We start from the raw sequence: 19,599 nt of genomic DNA on the forward strand, positions 1-19,599 counted from the left end.
GTACGTCGTAGTAGCCAGCGACGAAGACAACGAGGCAGATGGACTTTTTAAGCAGCCTGTTAAAAAGAAAAAGGCCCGGGGCTTCCCACCCCGGGCCTCGTGGGTAAGCCTATCTAATGATTATCTTCCTGTCGGCGAGCTTGAGTATCACCATTACGAGTATGACTATGACAAGGAGCGCTATCACCACCCCGAAGCCGTCCCCGCCCGGATTGAGGCTTTCAAGCTGGGAGGCGAAGGAATGGACCTCCTGGTCGGAAAGCTTGCTTATCTTCGCGTCTATCTCTGACTGAGTAAGCCCGGCCTGATTAAGCCTGTCGGAGACGAGCTTGCTCTCAAGCACCCTCTGGATCCTGGCGATATCGGCCTCTCTCGAATGTTCGGCTGCCTGGGCGACAACCGCATCGGACCCTACCACATAGGCCATGCTCTTTGCCGGGACCGCGCCGAACATGAACATGGTAAGCGCGAGAGCGGCCGCTATGTGCCTGAAGTACCAGCTTTTAACGACTTTCATTATATATTCCCCCTTCTTCTGATTTGCAGGCTTTTATATGGCGAAAAAACTACGCCGGAACGTACATCCGTTAATTTATAGACCAAAATACCCATACTGTCAACACCCTTGCAAACCTGCATATTATGTGCTATTTTCGCATCTATGAAGCTCACGAAGGAACAGGTCGAGAAGATCGTCCGCACGACAATGGACCGGCTCAAGGAAAGGGATCTTGTGGTATTTAAGGCCGACGAACGCAAGGTCCTGGAGCGCATGGTCGAGATATTCCTTGCCGACCTCCGCGCCGAAGACAACCTCGACAGGGAGGTCGAGGAGATACTTAAATCTCACGCCGGGGCCATAGACACCCAGAAGATCGACTACAGGAAGATGTTCAACATGATAAAGGGGAAGCTCGCGAGGGAAAGGGGGCTGGTGCTGTGAGGCTCACCGATGACAGGATAACGCACATAGCGCACCTTCTCTTCGACGGCATCTGGAAAGACGATCTCGTGGACTTTACCGACGAGGACAAGGCCTTGAGCGAGATAAAAAAGGTCCTGACCGAGTACCTCAAGGTCGAGGACGAGGCCGACTCGGCGGCTCGCAACAAGATCCGCTCCCTTTCAAGGGAGGTCCCGGAGGGGAGCAGGGAATGGGACATCCTTTACAAGAAGTACTTCGAGGAAGAGGTCTCGAAAAAGGGCTTCCTCTCGTAACCTGCCAGAACCTTTCTTAAAGAGCTTTCCATATCTTATCCTGTTGCTGAAAAACTCAAAATCACGTTCAGGCTGCTCAAAGCCGCAGTGACGAATTTTGAAGACGACGCCGCAGATTGGCCTTTTTCAGCAGCCTATCGAGGTAATCGATGCACCTTAGCCTTCTCCTGCCCCCATTCATAGGGGCCGTCATAGGCTGGCTTACGAACTACGTGGCCATAAAGCTCCTTTTCAGGCCCCATGTCCCCTTTGAGGTGCTTGGCTGGCGCATACAGGGGGTCATCCCCAAGAGAAGGAAGGAGATAGCGAGGTCGATCGCCCGGACTATCGAAAAAGAGCTACTCTCCTCCGAAGACCTCGCAAGGGCGCTCTCAGGGCTCAAGTGGGAAAAAGAGATAGAGAAGACGGTTGAGGAGGCCGTTGAGCACAGGTTCTCCTCCCGCTTTTTAAAGCTCCCTGTCGTCGGCCTCGTATCCGAGAACCTCAAAAACCAGATAAAGCTCATGCTCACCCGCGAGATAGTCACCCATCTCGACAGGAAAAAAGGGACGCTCGCGGCAAAGGTACGCGACCACATAGACGTAAAGGAGCTCCTGGTGACGAAGATAGACCAGCTCGACCTCATGAGGTTCGAGAGGCTCTTGACCGATTTCATAGCCAGGGAACTAAAGCACCTCGAGTACCTCGGCGGGGTAATGGGCTTCTTTATCGGCCTCTTCCAGTCGGTCTTCACCTACTTCTTCGGCCTCCCGATCCCATGAAGACAGCCCTGACCATAGCTGGCTCTGACCCTTCTGGCGGCGCGGGCCTTCAAAGGGACCTCGCGACCTTCCAGGACTACGGCGTAAAGGGCCTTTCAGCGGTAGCGGCCCTGACCGCCCAGAACTCATCTATTGTAAGCGCCACCCAACCTGTGACAGCGCACTTTTTAGCAAGCCAGATAAGGACCCTTGCAAAAGAGTTCCGGATAGACGCCGTCAAGATAGGCATGACCGGAAGCTCGGAGAACCTCAGGACGATAAGGGCCCTCATAAAAAGCCTCCGGCTCGAAAAAGTTGTCCTCGACCCGGTGCTCCGCTCAACAAGCGGCAAGGCCCTGCTCGACAAAAAAGGAGTAACGGAGCTTGCTTCGATCCTCCCTTTTGTAAAGCTGGTCACGCCCAACCTGCCGGAGGCAGAGGCGCTGACGGGCATAAAAGAGATAAGCGACCTTAAGGGGATGGAAGAGGCGGCCGAAAGACTGCACGCGATGGGCGCCGCATACGCGCTCATCAAGGGCGGCCACCTCAAGGGGGCGCCGGTAGACCTCCTCTTTAACGGCAGGTCGTTCGTATATTTCCAGGGCAAGAGGATCAAGGGAAGGAGCGAGAGGTTTCACGGGACAGGGTGCATCTTATCGGCGGCCATAGCCGCCGGACTCGCTCAAGCCAAGGGCGTCGAAAGGGCTGTCCTTGACGCCAAGGCCTACCTTGCTACAGTGCTCAGGAGTAGGTAACGCGCTTTAACCAGCCGGTCTCCCTGGCGCTAAAATTCCCGTCTGAGCCTGCCACGATGTAGTCGTGCAATAATATATCTATCGACGAGACCGCCTCCTGAAGCTCCTGGGCAAAGGCCTTCTCGGCCTTTGTTGCAGCTCCCTTCCCGGCCTTCGCGCTCACCAGTATTATAGACCTGGCGTTATGGCTGAATGCCTTCTGAATGATCGACTTGGGCGAAAGGGCCGCATCATTGCGCTCTACCTTCTCCACTCCGAGCACCTCGTTCTTGGAATTGAGGTACAGGGTGAAAAGCCCCTCGGCATCTCCATGCCCGGCTTGACGCAAGCATCCGACAGCATCGCCGGGGGAGCACACAGACCCCCTCGCCGGAAGATGCTCTTCGGACAGGTAGGCGGCTGCCGCCTCCTTTACGAGCGCGAAAAGAAGGGCGCTCGCCTCGCCAAGCCCGCTTACCTCTTCAAGCCTGCCGGGAGCGGCCTCAAAGACCCCCTTGAGCCCCTTGAACTCTGAGAGGAGCTTTTTGGCAAGCGGCTTTACGTCCCGCCTGGGGATGGCGTACATGAGGAGGAGCTCAAGGACCTCGTAATCGTGGAAGCCCTCCAGCGAGGACTTCACGAACCGGTCCTTAAGCCTCTTCCTGTGCCCCGATGTCTGGCCCCCCTCACGCATCCGTTATTCCGTCTTAAACCCTTTAATGAACGGCTTCACCAGGTCCATGGGGAGCGGGAATAGTATCGTCGAGTTCTTCTCGGCCGCTATCTCCGTGAGTGTCTGCAGGTACCGGAGCTGTAAAGAGATCGGGTTCTGCGCCATCAGATCGGCGGCGTTCAGTATCTGCTTGGCGGCCAGGAACTCGCCTTCGGCGTGTATTATCTTGGCCCTCTTCTCCCTTTCGGCCTCAGCCTGCTTGGCCATCGCCCTCTTCATCTCCTCCGGCAGGTCTATGGCCTTGACCTCGACCAGCCCCACCTTTATGCCCCAGGGGTCTGTCTGGCGGTCGAGTATCTCCTGTATGTTCTTGTTTATCTTCTCCCTCTCCGTCAGGAGCTCATCGAGCTCCGCCTGCCCGCAGACGCTACGAAGGGTGGTCTGCGATAGCTGGCTCGTAGCGTAAAGGTAGTTCTCGACCGCGATTATGGCCTTATCCGGGTTCATGACCCTGAAGTAGACGACGGCGTTCACCCTTACAGAGACGTTGTCCCTGGTTATGACCTCCTGCGGAGGCACGTCCATCGTAACCGTCCGAAGGCTCACCTTGATCATCTTCTGTATGCCGGGTATCAGGAGGATCAAGCCAGGCCCCTTTACCGACTGGAACCTCCCCAGGAAAAATATTACCCCCCTTTCGTACTCAGGCAGAACCTTTATCGCGCTGTACAAAAAGAGCGCGACGAGCGCCACCAGCACCAACGTGCCCGTCCCAATGCCGAAGTCCATGCTACCCCCTGTCACTTTTTATCGTTTTTTGCCACTGGCCACTTCGAGGTGAAGCCCCTCGACCTTTACTACCCTGACCTTTTCCCCTTTTAATATCTTCTCATCACTTGCTGCGTTCCAGTACTCGCCCTCTATGAAGACCTTGCCCTCGCGCCCCTCCCCGAAGTCTTCCGTTGCCACGCCCTCTTCGCCGAGCAACAGCTCGGTCCCGCTCACGGGCTTTCTTTTATGTATCCTTACGGCGTAGAACATGGCGCCGAGTATGATCGCTGTCATGAGTATTACGGCCGGGAGTATCACGTATATCGAGATGCGGAAGTACGGGGCCGGAGAGTCAAAGAGCATGAGAGAGCCAAGAAACATTGAGATCACCCCCGCTATGGTCAGAAGTCCGTAGCTTACCACCATAAGCTCGACTATGAAAAATATTATGCCGAGCCCGATAAGTATCAGCCCGGCGTAGTTTACCGGCAAGGTCTGGAAGGCGTAGAAGGCGAGTATCAGCGAGACCGCCCCTATTACCCCCGGGAATATGGCCCCGGGGGTTGAAAGCTCGAAGTATATGCCTATGAGGCCTATCATCATGAGTATGTAGGCCACATTGGGGTTGCTTATGGCGTTCAAGATCCTGTACCGGAGGTCCATCTCGACCTCTACGACCCTGGCCCCCGCGGTATTAAGAGCCCTCGCGCCCGAAGCGGTCTCGACCCTCATGCCGTTGAGCTTTCCTAAAAGCTCAACGCTATCGGCTGCCACAAGGTCTATGACCCCGAGCTTCAACGCCTCTTCTGATGTGATATTGACCGACTCCCTTACGGCCTTCTCGGCCCAATCGGCGTTCCTCGCCCTTTTCGCGGCCAGGCCTTTTATATAGGCGACGGCGTCGTTTTCTACCTTCTTCGACATGGTCTCGTCCATCTGCCCTCCCATCGATACCGGATGGGCCGAGCCGATGTTCGTCCCCGGGGCCATGGCCGCGATATTCGCCGCGTAGGTGATGAATACGCCGGCTGAGGCGGCCCGCGAGCCGGCAGGGGCCACATAGACGATGACGGGCACATCGGAAGCGAGGACGCCCTTCACTATCTCCCTCATCGAAAGGTCGAGGCCGCCAGGGGTGTCCATCTGTATTATGACCGCTTCGGCGCCTGTCTCTTTCGCTTCCTCAAGGCCATCAGCAAGGTAGGCGGCCATGACAGGGTTCACAATACCCTCTGTCTTTATATAGAGTATATCCTTTGCGGATGATGAAGACGGGAAGGCCTGGATAAGGAGAACGGTTGTAAGGAAGAGAAAGAACCTGCATAGGGTTAGCATATCGCTGATTCTATCAGGGAATACCGATATTTTCAATTAATCGAGGCAATCGTCTTTATAAATCCCTTTAAATGCGCGAACGACTCTTTTTTAAGCCTTTCATCACTGGCTATCTCATCCGGGGACCAGGTCGCCATCAGCTTTACGCCCCTGGACTCAAATATCTTTCCCATGGCCTCGGCCGCGCCCTTCAAACCGGCGGCAAGGCCGCCCATGAGGAGGAGCGCTTCCGGCTTTTGCCCATCGATCCAGCCGTCGATAAGTGGTGATAAGCTGGAAGATGCGCCACCTTCTCTATCATGGCCTCCCTCAAGGCACCTGCCGGAGGCAAAGAGCCGGAACGTATTTATATCGGGCGCCGGTGAACCGAGCTGGCCGGAGAGCCATCCGAGTATCTTGCCAAGCTGGTCAAGGCCAGATGCGCTGTACGGGATTTCGCTCGCATCAGCTATAGCTTCGCCCCAAACGACAGCGACGTTACCCAGCGTCCATACGCCAAATGCCGCTCCCTGCCATGAGGCGTGCTCAGGGCAGGGGCTAAAGCCCCTGGCTTCCGATGGCATCCCCTCGAAGGTGGCCCAGCCTCTGCGGCAGACCGCGGGCTTCGGCAGCACCCCGACCCCGCCATCGCGGAGCAGAGCGAGCCTTTCCCTTAAGGCCTCGGCTATGAGCCTTAGCTCGTCAACAGGCGATATGTCAAAGTCCTCAGACATCAATTATATCTACTACCTTTTTTTCCGCTTTACAATATCTATTCGTTTTTATAGCATATTACTAAGTGTATGATCGCTGCGGCCATAATCGTCTTTCTATGCGTCCTCGCCTGGCCTGACCAGGCCTTTGCCTGGGGGCCTGCCACGCACCTTGAGCTCGGAAAGACCGTCCTTGAGAACACAAGGCTTCTTATCCCACCGGTAAGGGCGCTCCTCGAGGCCTATCCGAACGACTACCTTTACGGCAACATAAGCGCGGATATCGTCATAGGGAAAAACCTCGTCGAGGACATGAAGCACTGCCATAACTGGAAGGTAGCCTTCAAGCTCCTCCGGCGCTCGGAGAGCGACTCGCAAACGGCCTTCGCCTACGGATATTTAAGCCACCTCGCCGCCGATACGATAGCCCATAACCACTTCATCCCGGAGATGATGATAAGGACCTTCTCGGCCAGGAGCCTCCGCCACATATACTGGGAGATGAGGTTCGACGCCCTCGTGGACAAGAAGATATGGCAGCTGCCGAAGAAGTTCATAAAAGCGGTGCACAGGGACAATGACCGGCTGATGGACGCTACCATCGAGGACACGCCGCTATCCTTCCGCACCAACAAGACCATATTCTCGAGCGTCCTGCTGCTGCACCGCTTCGAGCAGTGGCACAGGATGCTCCGCCTGCTTTCGACCACCTCCAGATGGGCCTTGAGCAAGGAGGAGAAAGAAAAGTACTTCGCCATATCCATCGACAGCATAATCGACCTCCTTACCTTCTCCCAGAAGGCGCACTGCCTTAAGAAAGACCCGACCGGCAGGCACAGCCTCAATGCCGCCAAGTTCATAAGAAAGCGCCTCAACACCATCCGCAGAAAAGGCCGCGACTGGGAATCGGCCATGGATAACGCCCTCAAGTGGGTGCGGATATAAGCCCGTCTTTCCTGCCTTTTGAAGGCTTTCAGGGCCTTCCTTGACATCTCCCCGATTCGGCCTATAGTCAGAATAGACCCCTTAAAAAAAAATGAAAGGCGCGTTCCTGTTAAGGGATTTGCGCTTTTTACCCTGGAGGGGAGCGGGCTTGAACAGGTGTTAAGAAAGGAGAGAACCAATATGAAGATCGACCTAAATAGCACGAACGAAATGGAGCTCATGAAGATCGAGGGGCTCAGCAAGGAAAGGGCGCAGGCCATCATCAACTACCGCGACCAGCACGGCAGGTTCCAGAGCTGGGATGACCTCAAGAACATCCCCGGTTTTTCAGATACCCTGGTAAGCGTCCTCAAACGCTCAGGAGCGACATTCGGCGGGAAGAAAGCAGCGTAAAAAAAACGGCCCCGGAGCTCTGCTTCGGGGCCGTTTCAAGGTTTAGCAGGCCGCTACAAAAACCAATCACATTCAGGCTGCTCAAGGTCAGGATGCAAGGAGTCAAAAAATGAGGAATGAGGCGTACTTTTTTGGTACGCCGCAGTGACGAATCTTGAAGACGACGCCGCGGATTGGCCTTTTTCAGCAGCCTGGGCTACTTCTTAAGCCTGGCCGCCCTGTCCAGTATCCTATCGGCCACCTCGTCTTTTCTCATGGCCGGGAGGACCTCCTTCTTACCGTCGCGGTCTATCATGGTGACCTGGTTAAAGTCGCTATCGAGGCCCGCCGGCGTATTACCGACCACAAGGTCAAGCTCCTTCTCCTTGAGCTTCTTCCTGGCGTTCTCCTCAAGGCTGTCGGTCTCAAGGGCGAAGCCCACGAGGAGCTGCCCTTCTTTCTTATGGCTCCCCATGTACTTTAAGACGTCGGGCGTGCGTTCCATCTCGATGGAGAGGAACTTCGCCTCTTTCTTGACCTTCGTCGGGTAGCTCTTCGTGGGCCTGTAGTCGGCCACGGCCGCGGCCATCACGACGACGGTCGACTGCGTGAAGTACCTGACCGAAGCATCGAGCATCTCCTCCGCGGTTGTAACTGGTATGTACGTTATCCCCGCAGGCCTGGGCAGATATGACGGGCCGGAGACAAGCACGACCTCGGCGCCCCTGCGCCTTGCCGCCTTGGCTATCGCGTAGCCCATCCTGCCTGAAGAGGAGTTCGAAACGAACCTCACCGGGTCTATCGCCTCGCGGGTAGGTCCGGCGGTGACGAGCACCTTCTCTCCCTTTAAATCCCTGGGGCTCAACGCCTCGCGGGCCGCTTCGAGTATGTTCTCTACGGAGGCAAGCCTTCCCTTGCCCTCGTATCCGCAGGCGAGCTCGCCTTCCTCCGGGCCCACGAAAAGATAGCCGGAGGCCTCAAGCCTCCTCAAATTTTCCTGCACGACCGGGTTACCCCACATCCGGGAGTTCATGGAAGGGGCGATAAGGACGGGGGCAGATGAAGCGCACGCGATCGTCGTCAGCAGGTCGTCGGCGATGCCAGAGGCGGCCTTGCCGATAAAGTTGGCGGTGGCCGGGGCCACTATAAGGAGGTCGGCCTTCTGCGCGAGCTCTATGTGCCCTATCCTTGTCTCCTCCGTAAGGTCAAAGAGGCTTGCGGATACCGGGTTCTTGCAAAGGGTAGAGAGGCTCAAAGGGGTTATGAACTCGGTTGCGGACCTGGTCATCACAGGCCAGACCTCGGCCTCTTCCTTTATAAGGAGCCTGGAGAGCTCAAGGGCCTTGTACGCCGATATGGCGCCTGTAACGCCCAGGGTTATCTTTTTATTTTTGAGGACCACCCCGCTACCGCCTTGCATCATGGATTTCAAAGCCGCTAAAGCCTTCAGGTCAACTTCTTTATTTTACCCTTTTCATCTCTACTATAAAAGGGTTTATCTCCTTCTCCTCGCCTATGGTAGAGGACGGACCGTGTCCCGGAAAGACCCTTACGCTATCGCCGAGCGGGAGTATCTTCCTCATGATGGAATCCATGATCTCATCCATCGAGCCGCCCTCGAAGTCTGTCCTGCCTATCGAGCCAGCGAAGAGGGTGTCGCCTGTAAAGAGTAGCTTATCCTCTTTCATATAAAGGCACACACCCCCTTTTGTGTGCCCTGGGGTGTGTATCACCTGAAGACGCAGGGCGCCGAACGAGATAATATCGCCGTCTGCCAGGTACATGTCGGGCTTGGGCTGCTTCGGGGTCTTGAGGCCGAACATCACCGCCTGCTCGTGGGCGTACTCGAGCATCGGCTCGTCAGCGCGGTGTATGGCAATTGGCGCGCCAAGGGCTTCCTTGAGCAGCCCGTTCCCGCCGATGTGGTCAAAGTGGCCGTGGGTATTTATTATGTATCTTACCGCGACGCCATGTTCCGCCAGGGCCGCCTTTATATCGCCAACGTCCCCGCCCGGGTCGACAACGGCCCCCTCGCCGCTTGCCTTGTCCCACACTATATAGCAGTTGACCTCAAGAGGGCCGACCGGCAATGTCAGGATCTCTGCCATCCCCTTATCTTCTCCGAATATTTATTTATGAGCGCCCTTGCCGACTCGTCCGTAGAGGCCTCGGCCACCAGGATGAAGTACGGCATGTCCTGGCTCGGATAGGCCACTATCCAGTCGTCGCCGAATTTTATCTTTATTCCGTCGAGAAGTACAGTCTCAAGGCCCCTTGAGTCCTCGGCGAGCCTCCTCATTATCATCCCCTTGTTCTCGAATGAGCAGGAGACCTTCTCCTTTATGATGATGGACGGAGGGACCTCCCTCATGAGCCTGTGGAGCCTTGTCCCGTGCCTCCCGATCATCTCGAGTATCTTGGCGACGGCGTACATGCCGTCGAAGTTCGGCTGGAAGTCCGGGAATATGTAGCCGCCCGACTGCTCGCCGACGAAGAGAGCGCCTTCCGTTGCCGCCTCCATCTGCCCCCTTGGCGACGTCTTTGTCCTCTTGACGGCGACCCCGTAAGTCTCGGCCATCCTGTCTATGGCGCGCGAGGCCGTTATCGGCACGGCTATGTGCCCCTTCCTTCCGGCCTCCTTGATGCTTTTGAGCGCCAGCAGCGTCACGATATTAAGCGCCGTGTCCCCGTCAAGGGCCTCTCCGGTCTCGTCGGTGATGAATACCTTCTCGCCGCCGGCGTCGAGATAGAAGCCCATGTCCGCGTCGAGCGACCTTACAATGGATGAAAGCTGGTCGATGGCCCGCTGGAACTCATCGGCGGTCTTCGTCGTCTTGCTGCCGTCGAGGTTGGCGTTAAGGGCTATGACCTCGCAATTGAGCTTTCCGAGTATGGACGGGAATATCCTCGACGAAGAGCCGTATGAGTAGTCGACCACGAACCTGAACTTCGCCTTCGATATCGTGGGGGCGTCTATCATCGACATGAAGCCGTTCTGGTAGGACTCGAAGGCGTGTATGGGGAAGCTCATCTCCCCCGTCTCGTCCATCGCCACCCTGGGGAAGTCCTCCCTGAAAAAGAGCTTCTCTATCGTCTTTTCATACCCGGGGTGCAGGTCAAGGCCCTTGCTGTCGAAGAATTTCAGATCCAGCAGCTGCGTATCAAATGGCGATCTCCTCGTATGCACGCCGCCGGCCTCGGTGCCGCTCCTGGCGAGGAAGCGGACGACCGGCATCGGGGTGACCCCGTAGTCGTGCACGTGCACGCCCGTCGAGAGTATACCGGTCATTATGGCCCTGTTTATCATCCTCGACGTCTTGTGCGCGTCCCTGCTGGTAGAGACCGCCGACCCCTTCTTTAAAGAGGCGCCGTAGGCCGCGCCGAGCTTTGCCGCCAGCTCCGGGGAGATCTCTATATTGGCAAGCCCCGTAACGCCGTATGTCGAGAATATGTTCCTGCTCCACTTCTCCCCCCAGATGAGGCTTGACGCCAGTGTAGCGTCGTCCTCGACCACCTTGTAGGGCCAGACCTTGACGTTGGCCTTGATGGTGGCGTTACGCCCTATCCTGCAATGGTCGCTAATGATGACCCCTTCGGCGACGTGCGCCTTATCGAGGACCTCGCTTGAGCTTGCCACGACATCCTCATGCAAAGACGCGCCGCGGGCCACCCTGGTGTTGTCCCAGAGTACCGAATCGCGTATTACAGCCCCTTCCTCTACAACGGAGTTCGCGCCGATTATCGAATTGGTTATCCTCGCCTCTGCCTCTATCCTGCAGTTCTCGCCTATGACGATGGCGCCTTCGAGCTTTGCCGTAAAATCGATGCGGGAGCCCTTGCCGACCCAGAGCCTCCGATCGTCTATCCTCTCACCGGGTATCTCGACGTGGACGTAGTCCTGGAGAATGTCCATGTTAGCGCCCCTGTACTCCTCAAGGCTCCCCACGTCCTTCCAGTAGCCCTCTGCTATGTAGCCATAGAGCGGCTCTTTCTTCTCGAGCATCAGCGGGAAGAGGTCCTTGCTGAAGTCGAACTCCTTGTCAGGAGGTATGTAGTCGAGGACCTTCTTCTCCAGTATGTAGATGCCTGTATTGATGGTGTCGCTGAAGACCTCGCCCCAGCCCGGCTTCTCAAGGAACCTGACGACCCTGCCTTCCTCGTCGGTGATGACTATCCCGAAGGGGAGAGGGTTCTCCACCCTGGTAAGCACAATAGTAGCGGTAGCCTTCCTCTGCTTATGGAACTCTACCGCCCTGTTGAGGTCTATGTCTGTAAGGACGTCTCCGCTTATTATAAGGGTCGTCTCGTCCCCTTCGATCTTCCTCATGGCGCTGCCGACAGCGCCAGCGGTGCCAAGGTCAACCGTGAGCGTCGTATAATCGAGCTTCACGCCAAAGGCGCTTCCGTCGCCCAGGTGCCCGGAGATCATATCCGGCTGAAAGTACAGGAGGGCGGTGAGGTCGGTGATTGAGTTCTTCTTGAGGAGCTCTATTATATGCTCCATCATGGGCCTGTTGGCCATCGGCACCATGGGTTTGGGCAGGCTGTTGGTAAGCGGCCTGAGCCTGGTGCCGAACCCGCCGGCCATTATAATACTTTTCACAGAGCTCTCCTTAAGATGGATAGGTTTAAAAAACTCCTCCGGGCAACCTGGGAGGTAATGGAAGGTTTAAATATGGGCGTAAGGATTTTATCATAAAAAACAGGGGCGTCAAGGAAACCGGGGCACCCCGGACGGATTGCTGAAAAAGCATATGCGATGCGGTTCCCGCCGTTTGCGGACGATGACAACGAAACAGATGGACTTATTCCATGCCTGCTAAATAAAAAAAGCCGCCGGGCCTTTTGACCCGGCGGCTTTTCGCGGCACGTCAGACCACTCTCTTCAGATGCCAGGCCGCCCTTACCGGGGCCTTACCGGGCGCGCCTTCTATCCTGAACATCTCCACGGTGGATTTCAGCCTTAAGGCAAGCTCCGCTATCTCCTCGCTCGCCCTCGCGATCTGCTGAGCGCTTGAAGATGTCTCGTCGATGACGTTCACCACCGACTCGATATCCCCGCTTATCTGCCCAGTGGCGGCGGACTGCTGTTCTGTGGCCGTCGTTATGTGGTGGACCATGGACGTCACGACATCGCCCTTGGCGAGTATCTCCCTTAGAGCTCCGTCAGCCTCCTGGGCGAGCATGACGCCTTCCTCGACCGCTCTTACCTCGGCCTCCATCGAGTCTATGGCCTTTTTCGTCTCGTCCTGCATGGCCTTTATCATCGAGCCGATCTCCTTTGTGGCCTTCATGGTCTTCTCGGCAAGCTTTCTCACCTCGTCGGCAACCACCGCGAAGCCGCGCCCCTGCTCCCCTGCCCTGGCGGCCTCTATCGCGGCGTTAAGGGCAAGGAGGTTTGTCTGGTCGGCTATATCATCTATGACGTTTATGATATTGCCTATCTCATCGGAGCGCCCGCCCAGCGTCGCTATTATCCTGCTCGATTCCCTGGCGGTGCCGGAGATGCCGTTCATGGCCTTGATCGTGCGCGTAACTATCTGGCCGCCTTTTACCGCCACGGTGTTGGCCTCCTTGGCGGCCTCCGAGACCCCGGAGACGTTCTTCGCGACATCTATTATGGAGGCGCTCAGCTCCTGGGCTGAAGTGGAGACCTGAGAGGCTTTGGCGCTCTGGCTCCGGGTGCCCCCGGCTATCTGGACCGCGGAGGCCGAAAGCTCGTCCGATGAAGAGGCCAGGAGCTCGGTCGAGGAGTGTATCTCCCTTATTATGCCGTGGAACTTCGCCATCATGTTGTTGAATGTGGCGGCTATCTGGCCGTTCTCGTCCTCGGAGCTTACCTCGACATTGCCGGTCAAGTCCCCGGTCTCTTCTACCCGCTGCATGCTCTCTTTAAGGTACTGCATGGGGGCTACCACCTTGGAGTTTATCACCCATATGGCGAAGGCCCCGAGGCAGACTACTACCAGGAGCACGGCGACAGAGACGAAAGTCTTCCTCTTGGACGCGGCGAGGTCCGCCGTCACCTGCCCGCTTACCATCTTGCCGACCGAGGCGGAGAGCTCGAGTATGGTGTCTATGCCCTCTGTAGCGCGCTCAAGCCATTCCTTGCCGCTTATCGGATAATCGCCGGTTGTGGCCGCCGCGTATACAGCCTCCCTCGTCTTCTGGAATTTCTTAAGGAATATCTCGTCGAGCTTCTCCACATGCCCGATGACCTCGGGGTCGACCACCTTCATGTCCCGGAGCCTCATTACAGGCTTCAGGCTTATGTCCACTATGGCCCTGAAGGTATTGAGCCTCTCGATGGTCGCCGAGTCCATCGGCCTTCCCGTGCCGACGAGGCCGCCGACGGTCGCCCTCTCCCTTCCCGCGTACTCGCTCATCAGCCATACAGCCTGCTTGAGCTCCAGGTTCATCCTCAAGGCCTCCTGGAGTGTTTCCCTGCTCTGGTGCGAGGCGAAGGCGGAGAGCCTCACCTCGGAGTTGGCGTCTATAAACGCGGTCATGGCCTTTATCCATTCCCCGGGGGTATATGTCTTTTCAGAGACAACAAGGTTCCTGTCTACTATCGTCCTGGCGGCCATGAGCTCCGCGTAAGCAGCGTTGGCCCTCTCCACCGCGGCCACCAACGCGGTATTGGTCTCGTCCCTCTCTATAATGGCCTTTGAGAGCTCGTTCGCCTTCATGAAGGCTTCGTCACCCTTTGCCCGGAGCTCCTCTATTTTTTGCGTCATGTAGCCGTCCGCAGCCGTACCCAGTGAAAGGGCGGTCGTTGTAAAGCCCCGCTCCTTCGCCTCATAGCCTGTGGAGTCGACAAGGTGGTCCGCAAGCTCGTTGGCCATATCCATACGGACGCTCTCCTGGCTCTCCCAATAGGTCTCCAGGGCCGTGTTCGCGGATAGTATCAGCAAAGAGATTACAAGCAGGCCTATGATGCCGGTAAGAAATCTTTTGATGCTTGCACGTTGCAATAAGCGCGCGATACCCATATTCCCCATCCCTCCCTCCTTCCCGGTTACTTTCAGATTTTAAATGATATATTGTATATCGGCGGGGCTGTCTAATACTTTAGGATTACGCTTGGCTAATACCTTTGGCTCAACCTGTTTTAAAAGAGCTAAAAAAATCCTGGTCCTTTTAATCATCGAAGCGCGTTCGAAGGTGGAGCGCTATTTTCGATTGCTTTGACCGTATACTTTATATGGGAGGCCATGCCGAGATTTCCTTTGACTTTCATTTCCCCCATGTGATAATAAAATCCGGTTACGTTGGCCTCCCCCGAAAAAACAGTCGCCAAATCAAAGACAAAGAGGGCGCCTATGCCTGAAGACAAGCAGGGCAAAGGGGTTTGGAAGGGTCTCGCGATGCTCGCCTCCATGGGCATCGCCATGGTAGTATCGACGTTCATTGGCCTTATGATAGGCATATACCTCGACGGCTACTTCGGCACCAAGCCCTGGCTCACGATAATATTCCTCTTCTTCGGGATAGCCGCGGGCTTCAGGAACATATTCGAGATGACCAAAAGATATGGGTTTTAGCGGACAGGCCGATATAGATTCACTCGCCACGGCGATACGGGCAAAGGTGGTCCTCGTGAACCTGGCCTCGTGCCTCATCATATCAGGGGCGCTCTTCGCTTTAGCGCAAAGGGGTGTTGCCCCGGGCTTTGCGGCTGGCTTCGCAATAGGCACCTTCAGCATGATGTGGCTTCTAAGGATGGCCAGAAAGGGCATGAGCATGAGCCCCGAGAGGGTAGAGAGGTTCGTGAAGTTCTCCTACCACATCCGCTTCGTCCTGGTGGCCGCGCTAATGGCCCTGCTCGCGTCAAGGGGGGTCGTGAGCCTCTGGCCGATGCTGGCCGGCCTCTCGGCGGCGTTATTCACCGCCATCTGCACCATGTTCTACCTGGCAAAGGAGGAATGTAATGCATAGTACGATAATCCCGACCTTCGGGCTGCCGGCTCACACAGCCTTCATGATATATATCTCGATCGGCCTTTTCGTATTCTCGGTCGTCCTTGCCAAGGGCTTAAGGCTCGTCCCCGGCAGGACGCAATCTATCGTCGAGCTTACCGTGAGCTACTTCGAACGCCTTGTCGACGAGACGATGGGGCACAAGGGCAAGAAGTACTTCCCGTTCATAATGACGTTGGCTGTATTTATCTTCGTCTCGAACCTGATGGGCCTTGTCCCAGGGCTCCTTCCGCCGACAGCCAACCTCAACACTACAGCGGCGCTCGCCGTCATCGTGTTCGTCCTGACCCACATAGTTGGCGTAAGGGAGCACGGGATAAAGTATCTCAAGCAGTTCGCCGGCCCTATCTGGTGGCTCATGCCAATCATGATACCGGTCGAGATAATTGGTCATATCGCGAGGCCGGTGTCGCTCTCGTTCCGTCTTTTCGGGAACATATTCGGCCATGAGCAGGTCGTGATGGTGCTCCTGATGCTCATGCCGCTCGCGTACCCGCTTCTTGCCTTCTCGACGGTATTGGGGGTCGGGGTCGTCTTCCTGCAGGCCTTCATCTTCGCGCTCCTCTCCATGATGTACATAGGCAGCGCGCTCGAAGAGGCGCATCATTAAATAGTTTTTTCAAGGGAGCCACACCTGATCAGGGCACCGTACGGGGCCGGGAGTGAGCCGGGGAAGATGGCGATACCCGGCCTGTCCGACAGGAGAGCCGGCTGGCCAGGTGGAATAGAGTCTCCCTAATCATAAGGAGGTGAAACAAGGATGAAGAAGTTCGTGACAGGTTTTTTTGCTCTAATAGCCCTTTTCATCAGCTCCAACCTGGCGTTTGCCCAGGAAGCTGCTGAAGCGGCTGCCTCAGGTGGCGACGGCTCTTTCCTGAAGGCGGCCATAATCATCGGCTCCTGCATCGGCGCGGGCATCGGCATGGGTCTCGGCGCCATCGGGCCCGGTGCCGGTATGGGCCACGCCGTGCGCGGCGCCCTTGAAGGCATGGCCAGGAACCCCGGCACTTCAGGCAAGCTCATGACCACCATGCTTATCGGTCTGGCCATGATGGAGTCGCTCGCTATATACGCCCTCGTTATAGCGCTGATACTCCTTTTCGCGAACCCGTTCCTTAGCCTCATTTAAGAACGGCTCGGAAGACCTGCTTAAAGAAAAGGGCGGCCTTTTTAGGCCGCCCTTTTTTATCTTGGACTTCTTGACAAAAATCCACTATCTATTTATAATGTTAGCACTCAAAGATTCAGAGTGCCAAGGAGGAAAAACCAAATGGGCCTTCCGGTCGTAACAGATTCGGTCCAGAGCTATCTGGCGGAGGTAACCCGTTACCCTGTGCTCTCCCCCGAGGAAGAGTTCAAGGTTGCCGAACGTTACTACAGGACCAAAGCTATCGAGGACGCGCACGCGCTCGTCATCTCCAACCTGAGATATGTCGTAAAGATAGCCCTTGAGTTCAGGAATTACGGCTGCAGGCTCGCCGACCTCATACAGGAAGGCAATATCGGCCTCATGACCGCCGTAAAGAAGTTCAACCCGTTTAAGGGCTTCAGGCTCATCACCTACGCGACATGGTGGATAAAGTCATTCATCCAGGAGTACATCCTGAAATCCAGGGGCCTGGTTCGCCGCGGCACAAAGGCTCTCAGGAAAAAGCTCTTCTACAGGACAGCGGTGCTGCCTCAGGATACCGACGCCTCTGTTACGGAAGAGCCGATAGACCTTTCAAACGATCTCTCGCTCGACGCCCCGATAGGCGATGATACGGCCACCCGCCTCGACATGCTCAAAGACGCGGGGCCGACCCCCGTGGAAGCCCTCGCCCAAAAGCAGGAAGGCGCTCTCGTCAAAAAAGAGGTCTCAAGCGCCCTTGCCCTCCTTAACGAGAAGGAGCGGATGGTAATAGAGAAGCGGGTAATGGCGGAAGAGCCGGAAAGCCTGCAGGGCCTCGGCGACAGGCTTGGCCTTACCAGGGAACGCGTACGCCAGATAGAGAGCCAGGCGTTAAAGAAGCTCGAAAGATCGCTCGTGCGCGTAAAAGAGAGCGGGCTCACACCAGAGCCCGCATAATATCAGAATCCGAGAAGGCCGGGGGAAACAATCTTCCCCCGGCCTTTCTATTTTGGCTTATAATGCCTATTTGCAAAGAACAGCTTAAAAAGCTTTGCAAGCTCACCGTAAAAATGATATTAAGTACCCGTTAAACTTACTTTTTTCATTCCAAAGGAGCAGCGTTGCAAAAAAGGCCGACCTCCGCTTTCATCGACATGGGGGCGCTTGAGTCCAATTACCTTAAGCTCCGCGGCCTTCTTCCCGGGCAAACGAAGATGATGGCCGTAGTTAAGGCGAACGCCTACGGCCACGGGGACGTCGAGGCAGCCAGGCTCTTTGAGGGGCTGGGATGCGAATTTCTGGGGGTGGCTGTCTTTGAGGAAGGCGCGAGGCTTCGCGAGGCTGGCATCTCCAGGCCGGTCGTGCTCCTCGGAGGGATCTTCCCCGGACAGGCCGAAGAGGCTTTGGACCTCGGGCTCACGCCCGTGGTATTCGACCTCACGACAGCTGGCATCATCGATTCGGCCGCGAAAAAAAAGCGGATCATAAAAAAAATCCATGTCAAGATAGATACCGGCATGGGCAGACTTGGCCTCCTTCCCTGGGAGGTCGCCCCGTTCTTCGAAGGGCTTAAGGCATTACGGAATCTAAAGGTCGAGGCTGTGCTCTCTCACTTCGCCGAATCAGAGAGCGAGGAGAAGGAGTTCTCAAGGCGACAGCTCGCGGCCTTTCAAAAGGCGGTGGACGAGATACGCGGGATGGGCTTTGCCCCCCGGTTTATCGAGATGGCGAACAGCGCCGCGCTTGTAGATATGGAGCAGGCGCGATTGAACCTGGTGCGGCCTGGTATAATGCTCTATGGCTCATACCCGGCGGAGCGGTTAAGAGAACAGATCGATCTCAGGCCGGTACTGAGCCTCACGACACGCATACTTCACCTCAAGAGCGTCCCGGCCGGGTCGAGCGTAAGCTACGGCAGGAGGTTCACGGCCAGGCGGCAGAGCCTCATCGCCACGCTGCCCATAGGCTATGCCGACGGACTGCCGAGGAGTCTCGGCGGGTCCGGTGAAGTCCTTGTAGGCGGCAGGAGGGCCCCGATAGCCGGCACCGTCTGCATGGACCTCTGCATGGCCGACGTGACCGATGTGCCGGGCGTAAAGACAGGCGACGAAGTGGTGATAATAGGCTCTCAGGGCAACGAGCGCATAACCGCCGAAGAGGTCGCCTCCAGGGCCGGCACGATAAGCTACGAGATATTCTGCCGGATATCCTCAAGGGTACCGAGAGTATACTACAAAGGCATGGCATGATCAGGGCTTACCTTGAAAAAATAGGGCGCATGGCCCAGAACTTCGTCGACTCCGCGGGGCTCATGGCGATAATGCTCATGCAGGCGGCCGTGCTCCTCTTTACGCCCCCCGTCAAGTTCAGGAACATCTTCAAGCAGATGGAGTTCGTGGGCGTGCAGAGCCTTTTCGTCGTCGTCCTCACAGGAGCCTTCACGGGGATGGTCCTTGCCCTCCAGAGCTACAACGCCCTCAAGAGGTTCGGGGCCGAAAGCCTGGTCGGGCCTACCGTGGCACTCAGCATGGCAAGGGAGCTCGGCCCGGTGCTCGCCGGCCTCATGGTCACAGGCCGCGCCGGAAGCGCCATGGCTACCGAGCTTGGCACCATGAGGGTCACCGAGCAGATAGACGCCCTCGTCACCATGGCCGTAAACCCGGTCAAGTACCTGGTAGTCCCAAGGGTCCTCGCGGGCGTTTTGATGTTCCCGCTCCTTACGGTCGTGACCGATTTCATCGGGGTCGTGGGCGGGTACATAGTGGGGGTCCAGCTCCTTGGCATCAACCCGGGCGTCTACATAGGGCGCACGATAGACTTCGTGCAGGTGAGCGACATATTCACGGGCTTGTACAAGTCGCTCGTCTTCGGCCTCATAACGACCCTTGTCGCGTGCTTCAACGGCTTTTATACGTCAGGGGGGGCCGAAGGGGTCGGAAGGGCCGCCACAGCCTCGGTCGTCACGGGCAGCGTCCTCATCCTCGTCTCGGACTACATCATGTCCTCTTTCATGGTATGACGGCTTGAT

Annotated in this window: 22 protein-coding genes; 13 read left to right on the top strand and 9 right to left on the bottom strand. The window is 56.5% G+C overall.

Annotated elements, in window-relative coordinates; genetic code table 11:
• Positions 1 to 109: 109 nt before the first annotated feature.
• Positions 110 to 520 carry a hypothetical protein gene (locus A2V21_305240; protein OIJ73722.1) on the bottom strand — a complete coding sequence of 137 codons (411 nt, stop codon included), beginning with the start codon at positions 518 to 520 and terminating at the stop codon, positions 110 to 112.
• Positions 521 to 661: 141 nt separating this feature from the next.
• Between A2V21_305240 and A2V21_305245 the strand changes: the two genes are divergently transcribed.
• The 4 genes from A2V21_305245 (at position 662) to A2V21_305260 (ending at position 2,713) form a co-directional block, all read left to right on the top strand.
• Positions 662 to 943 (top strand): hypothetical protein, encoded by a 282-nt coding sequence (locus A2V21_305245; GenBank protein ID OIJ73723.1) that lies wholly within the window; start codon positions 662 to 664, stop codon positions 941 to 943.
• Positions 940 to 1,218, top strand: a complete 279-nt coding sequence (locus A2V21_305250) for a hypothetical protein (GenBank protein OIJ73724.1) — start codon at positions 940 to 942, stop codon at positions 1,216 to 1,218. Before A2V21_305245 ends, A2V21_305250 begins: the two co-directional genes overlap by 4 nt.
• Positions 1,219 to 1,367: 149 nt before the next feature.
• A complete protein-coding gene (locus tag A2V21_305255) occupies positions 1,368 to 1,979 on the top strand; it encodes a hypothetical protein (protein OIJ73725.1) in 612 nt (203 codons plus the stop codon).
• A complete protein-coding gene (locus tag A2V21_305260; protein ID OIJ73726.1) occupies positions 1,976 to 2,713 on the top strand; it encodes a bifunctional hydroxymethylpyrimidine kinase/phosphomethylpyrimidine kinase in 738 nt (245 codons plus the stop codon). Before A2V21_305255 ends, A2V21_305260 begins: the two co-directional genes overlap by 4 nt.
• Here A2V21_305260 and A2V21_305265 read toward each other — a convergent pair.
• From A2V21_305265 to A2V21_305280, 4 genes are read right to left on the bottom strand one after another with little or no spacing between them, the layout of a single operon-like run.
• Positions 2,700 to 3,386 (bottom strand): hypothetical protein, encoded by a 687-nt coding sequence (locus A2V21_305265; protein ID OIJ73727.1) that lies wholly within the window; start codon positions 3,384 to 3,386, stop codon positions 2,700 to 2,702. The two genes, A2V21_305260 and A2V21_305265, sit on opposite strands and share 14 nt — an antisense overlap.
• Positions 3,387 to 3,389: 3 nt before the next feature.
• Positions 3,390 to 4,154, bottom strand: coding sequence for a hypothetical protein (locus A2V21_305270; GenBank protein ID OIJ73728.1), 765 nt, complete (start codon positions 4,152 to 4,154; stop codon positions 3,390 to 3,392).
• A gap of 18 nt (positions 4,155 to 4,172) precedes the next feature.
• Entirely contained in the window at positions 4,173 to 5,471 is a 1,299-nt protein-coding gene (locus A2V21_305275; GenBank protein OIJ75061.1) for a serine protease, read from the bottom strand.
• A gap of 32 nt (positions 5,472 to 5,503) precedes the next feature.
• Positions 5,504 to 6,184, bottom strand: coding sequence for a hypothetical protein (locus A2V21_305280; protein ID OIJ73729.1), 681 nt, complete (start codon positions 6,182 to 6,184; stop codon positions 5,504 to 5,506).
• A 69-nt stretch (positions 6,185 to 6,253) separates the two neighbouring features.
• On the opposite strand from A2V21_305280, the gene A2V21_305285 reads away from it, so the two are divergent.
• Complete coding sequence (locus tag A2V21_305285; GenBank protein ID OIJ73730.1) at positions 6,254 to 7,108, top strand: hypothetical protein; 855 nt, start codon at positions 6,254 to 6,256, stop codon at positions 7,106 to 7,108.
• Positions 7,109 to 7,126: 18 nt separating this feature from the next.
• Positions 7,127 to 7,501 carry a hypothetical protein gene (locus tag A2V21_305290; protein OIJ73731.1) on the top strand — a complete coding sequence of 125 codons (375 nt, stop codon included), beginning with the start codon at positions 7,127 to 7,129 and terminating at the stop codon, positions 7,499 to 7,501.
• A gap of 196 nt (positions 7,502 to 7,697) precedes the next feature.
• Here A2V21_305290 and A2V21_305295 read toward each other — a convergent pair whose 3' ends face one another.
• The 4 genes from A2V21_305295 to A2V21_305310 form a co-directional block, all read right to left on the bottom strand.
• The gene (locus tag A2V21_305295) at positions 7,698 to 8,900 is read right to left on the bottom strand and encodes a phosphopantothenoylcysteine decarboxylase (protein OIJ75062.1); all 1,203 of its coding nucleotides are present in this window, start codon (positions 8,898 to 8,900) and stop codon (positions 7,698 to 7,700) included.
• A 40-nt stretch (positions 8,901 to 8,940) separates the two neighbouring features.
• Positions 8,941 to 9,588 (bottom strand): MBL fold metallo-hydrolase, encoded by a 648-nt coding sequence (locus A2V21_305300; protein ID OIJ73732.1) that lies wholly within the window; start codon positions 9,586 to 9,588, stop codon positions 8,941 to 8,943.
• A complete protein-coding gene (locus A2V21_305305) occupies positions 9,573 to 12,083 on the bottom strand; it encodes a nucleotidyltransferase (protein OIJ73733.1) in 2,511 nt (836 codons plus the stop codon). The genes A2V21_305300 and A2V21_305305 overlap by 16 nt, the downstream gene beginning before the upstream one ends.
• Before the next feature lie 268 nt (positions 12,084 to 12,351).
• The gene (locus A2V21_305310; protein OIJ73734.1) at positions 12,352 to 14,481 is read right to left on the bottom strand and encodes a hypothetical protein; all 2,130 of its coding nucleotides are present in this window, start codon (positions 14,479 to 14,481) and stop codon (positions 12,352 to 12,354) included.
• 321 nt (positions 14,482 to 14,802) lie between these two features.
• On the opposite strand from A2V21_305310, the gene A2V21_305315 reads away from it, so the two are divergent.
• From A2V21_305315 to A2V21_305345, 7 genes are all read left to right on the top strand, one after another.
• Positions 14,803 to 15,024 carry a hypothetical protein gene (locus A2V21_305315; GenBank protein ID OIJ73735.1) on the top strand — a complete coding sequence of 74 codons (222 nt, stop codon included), beginning with the start codon at positions 14,803 to 14,805 and terminating at the stop codon, positions 15,022 to 15,024.
• Positions 15,014 to 15,418 carry a hypothetical protein gene (locus A2V21_305320; GenBank protein OIJ73736.1) on the top strand — a complete coding sequence of 135 codons (405 nt, stop codon included), beginning with the start codon at positions 15,014 to 15,016 and terminating at the stop codon, positions 15,416 to 15,418. Before A2V21_305315 ends, A2V21_305320 begins: the two co-directional genes overlap by 11 nt.
• Complete coding sequence (locus tag A2V21_305325) at positions 15,411 to 16,070, top strand: ATP synthase F0 subunit A (protein ID OIJ73737.1); 660 nt, start codon at positions 15,411 to 15,413, stop codon at positions 16,068 to 16,070. The genes A2V21_305320 and A2V21_305325 overlap by 8 nt, the downstream gene beginning before the upstream one ends.
• A gap of 312 nt (positions 16,071 to 16,382) precedes the next feature.
• On the top strand, positions 16,383 to 16,589 hold the full coding sequence (locus A2V21_305330; GenBank protein OIJ75063.1) for an ATP synthase F0 subunit C: 207 nt from the start codon (positions 16,383 to 16,385) through the stop codon (positions 16,587 to 16,589).
• 141 nt (positions 16,590 to 16,730) lie between these two features.
• Positions 16,731 to 17,528, top strand: a complete 798-nt coding sequence (locus tag A2V21_305335; protein OIJ73738.1) for a hypothetical protein — start codon at positions 16,731 to 16,733, stop codon at positions 17,526 to 17,528.
• 197 nt (positions 17,529 to 17,725) lie between these two features.
• Positions 17,726 to 18,820, top strand: coding sequence for an alanine racemase (locus A2V21_305340; protein ID OIJ75064.1), 1,095 nt, complete (start codon positions 17,726 to 17,728; stop codon positions 18,818 to 18,820).
• Positions 18,817 to 19,590: an ABC transporter permease gene (locus A2V21_305345; protein OIJ73739.1), complete on the top strand. Its 774-nt coding sequence runs from the start codon at positions 18,817 to 18,819 to the stop codon at positions 19,588 to 19,590. The genes A2V21_305340 and A2V21_305345 overlap by 4 nt, the downstream gene beginning before the upstream one ends.
• The last annotated feature ends 9 nt before the right edge of the window (positions 19,591 to 19,599 follow it).

The organism is Deltaproteobacteria bacterium GWC2_55_46 (assembly GCA_001595385.3).
GTDB lineage: Bacteria > Desulfobacterota > GWC2-55-46 > GWC2-55-46 > GWC2-55-46 > UBA5799.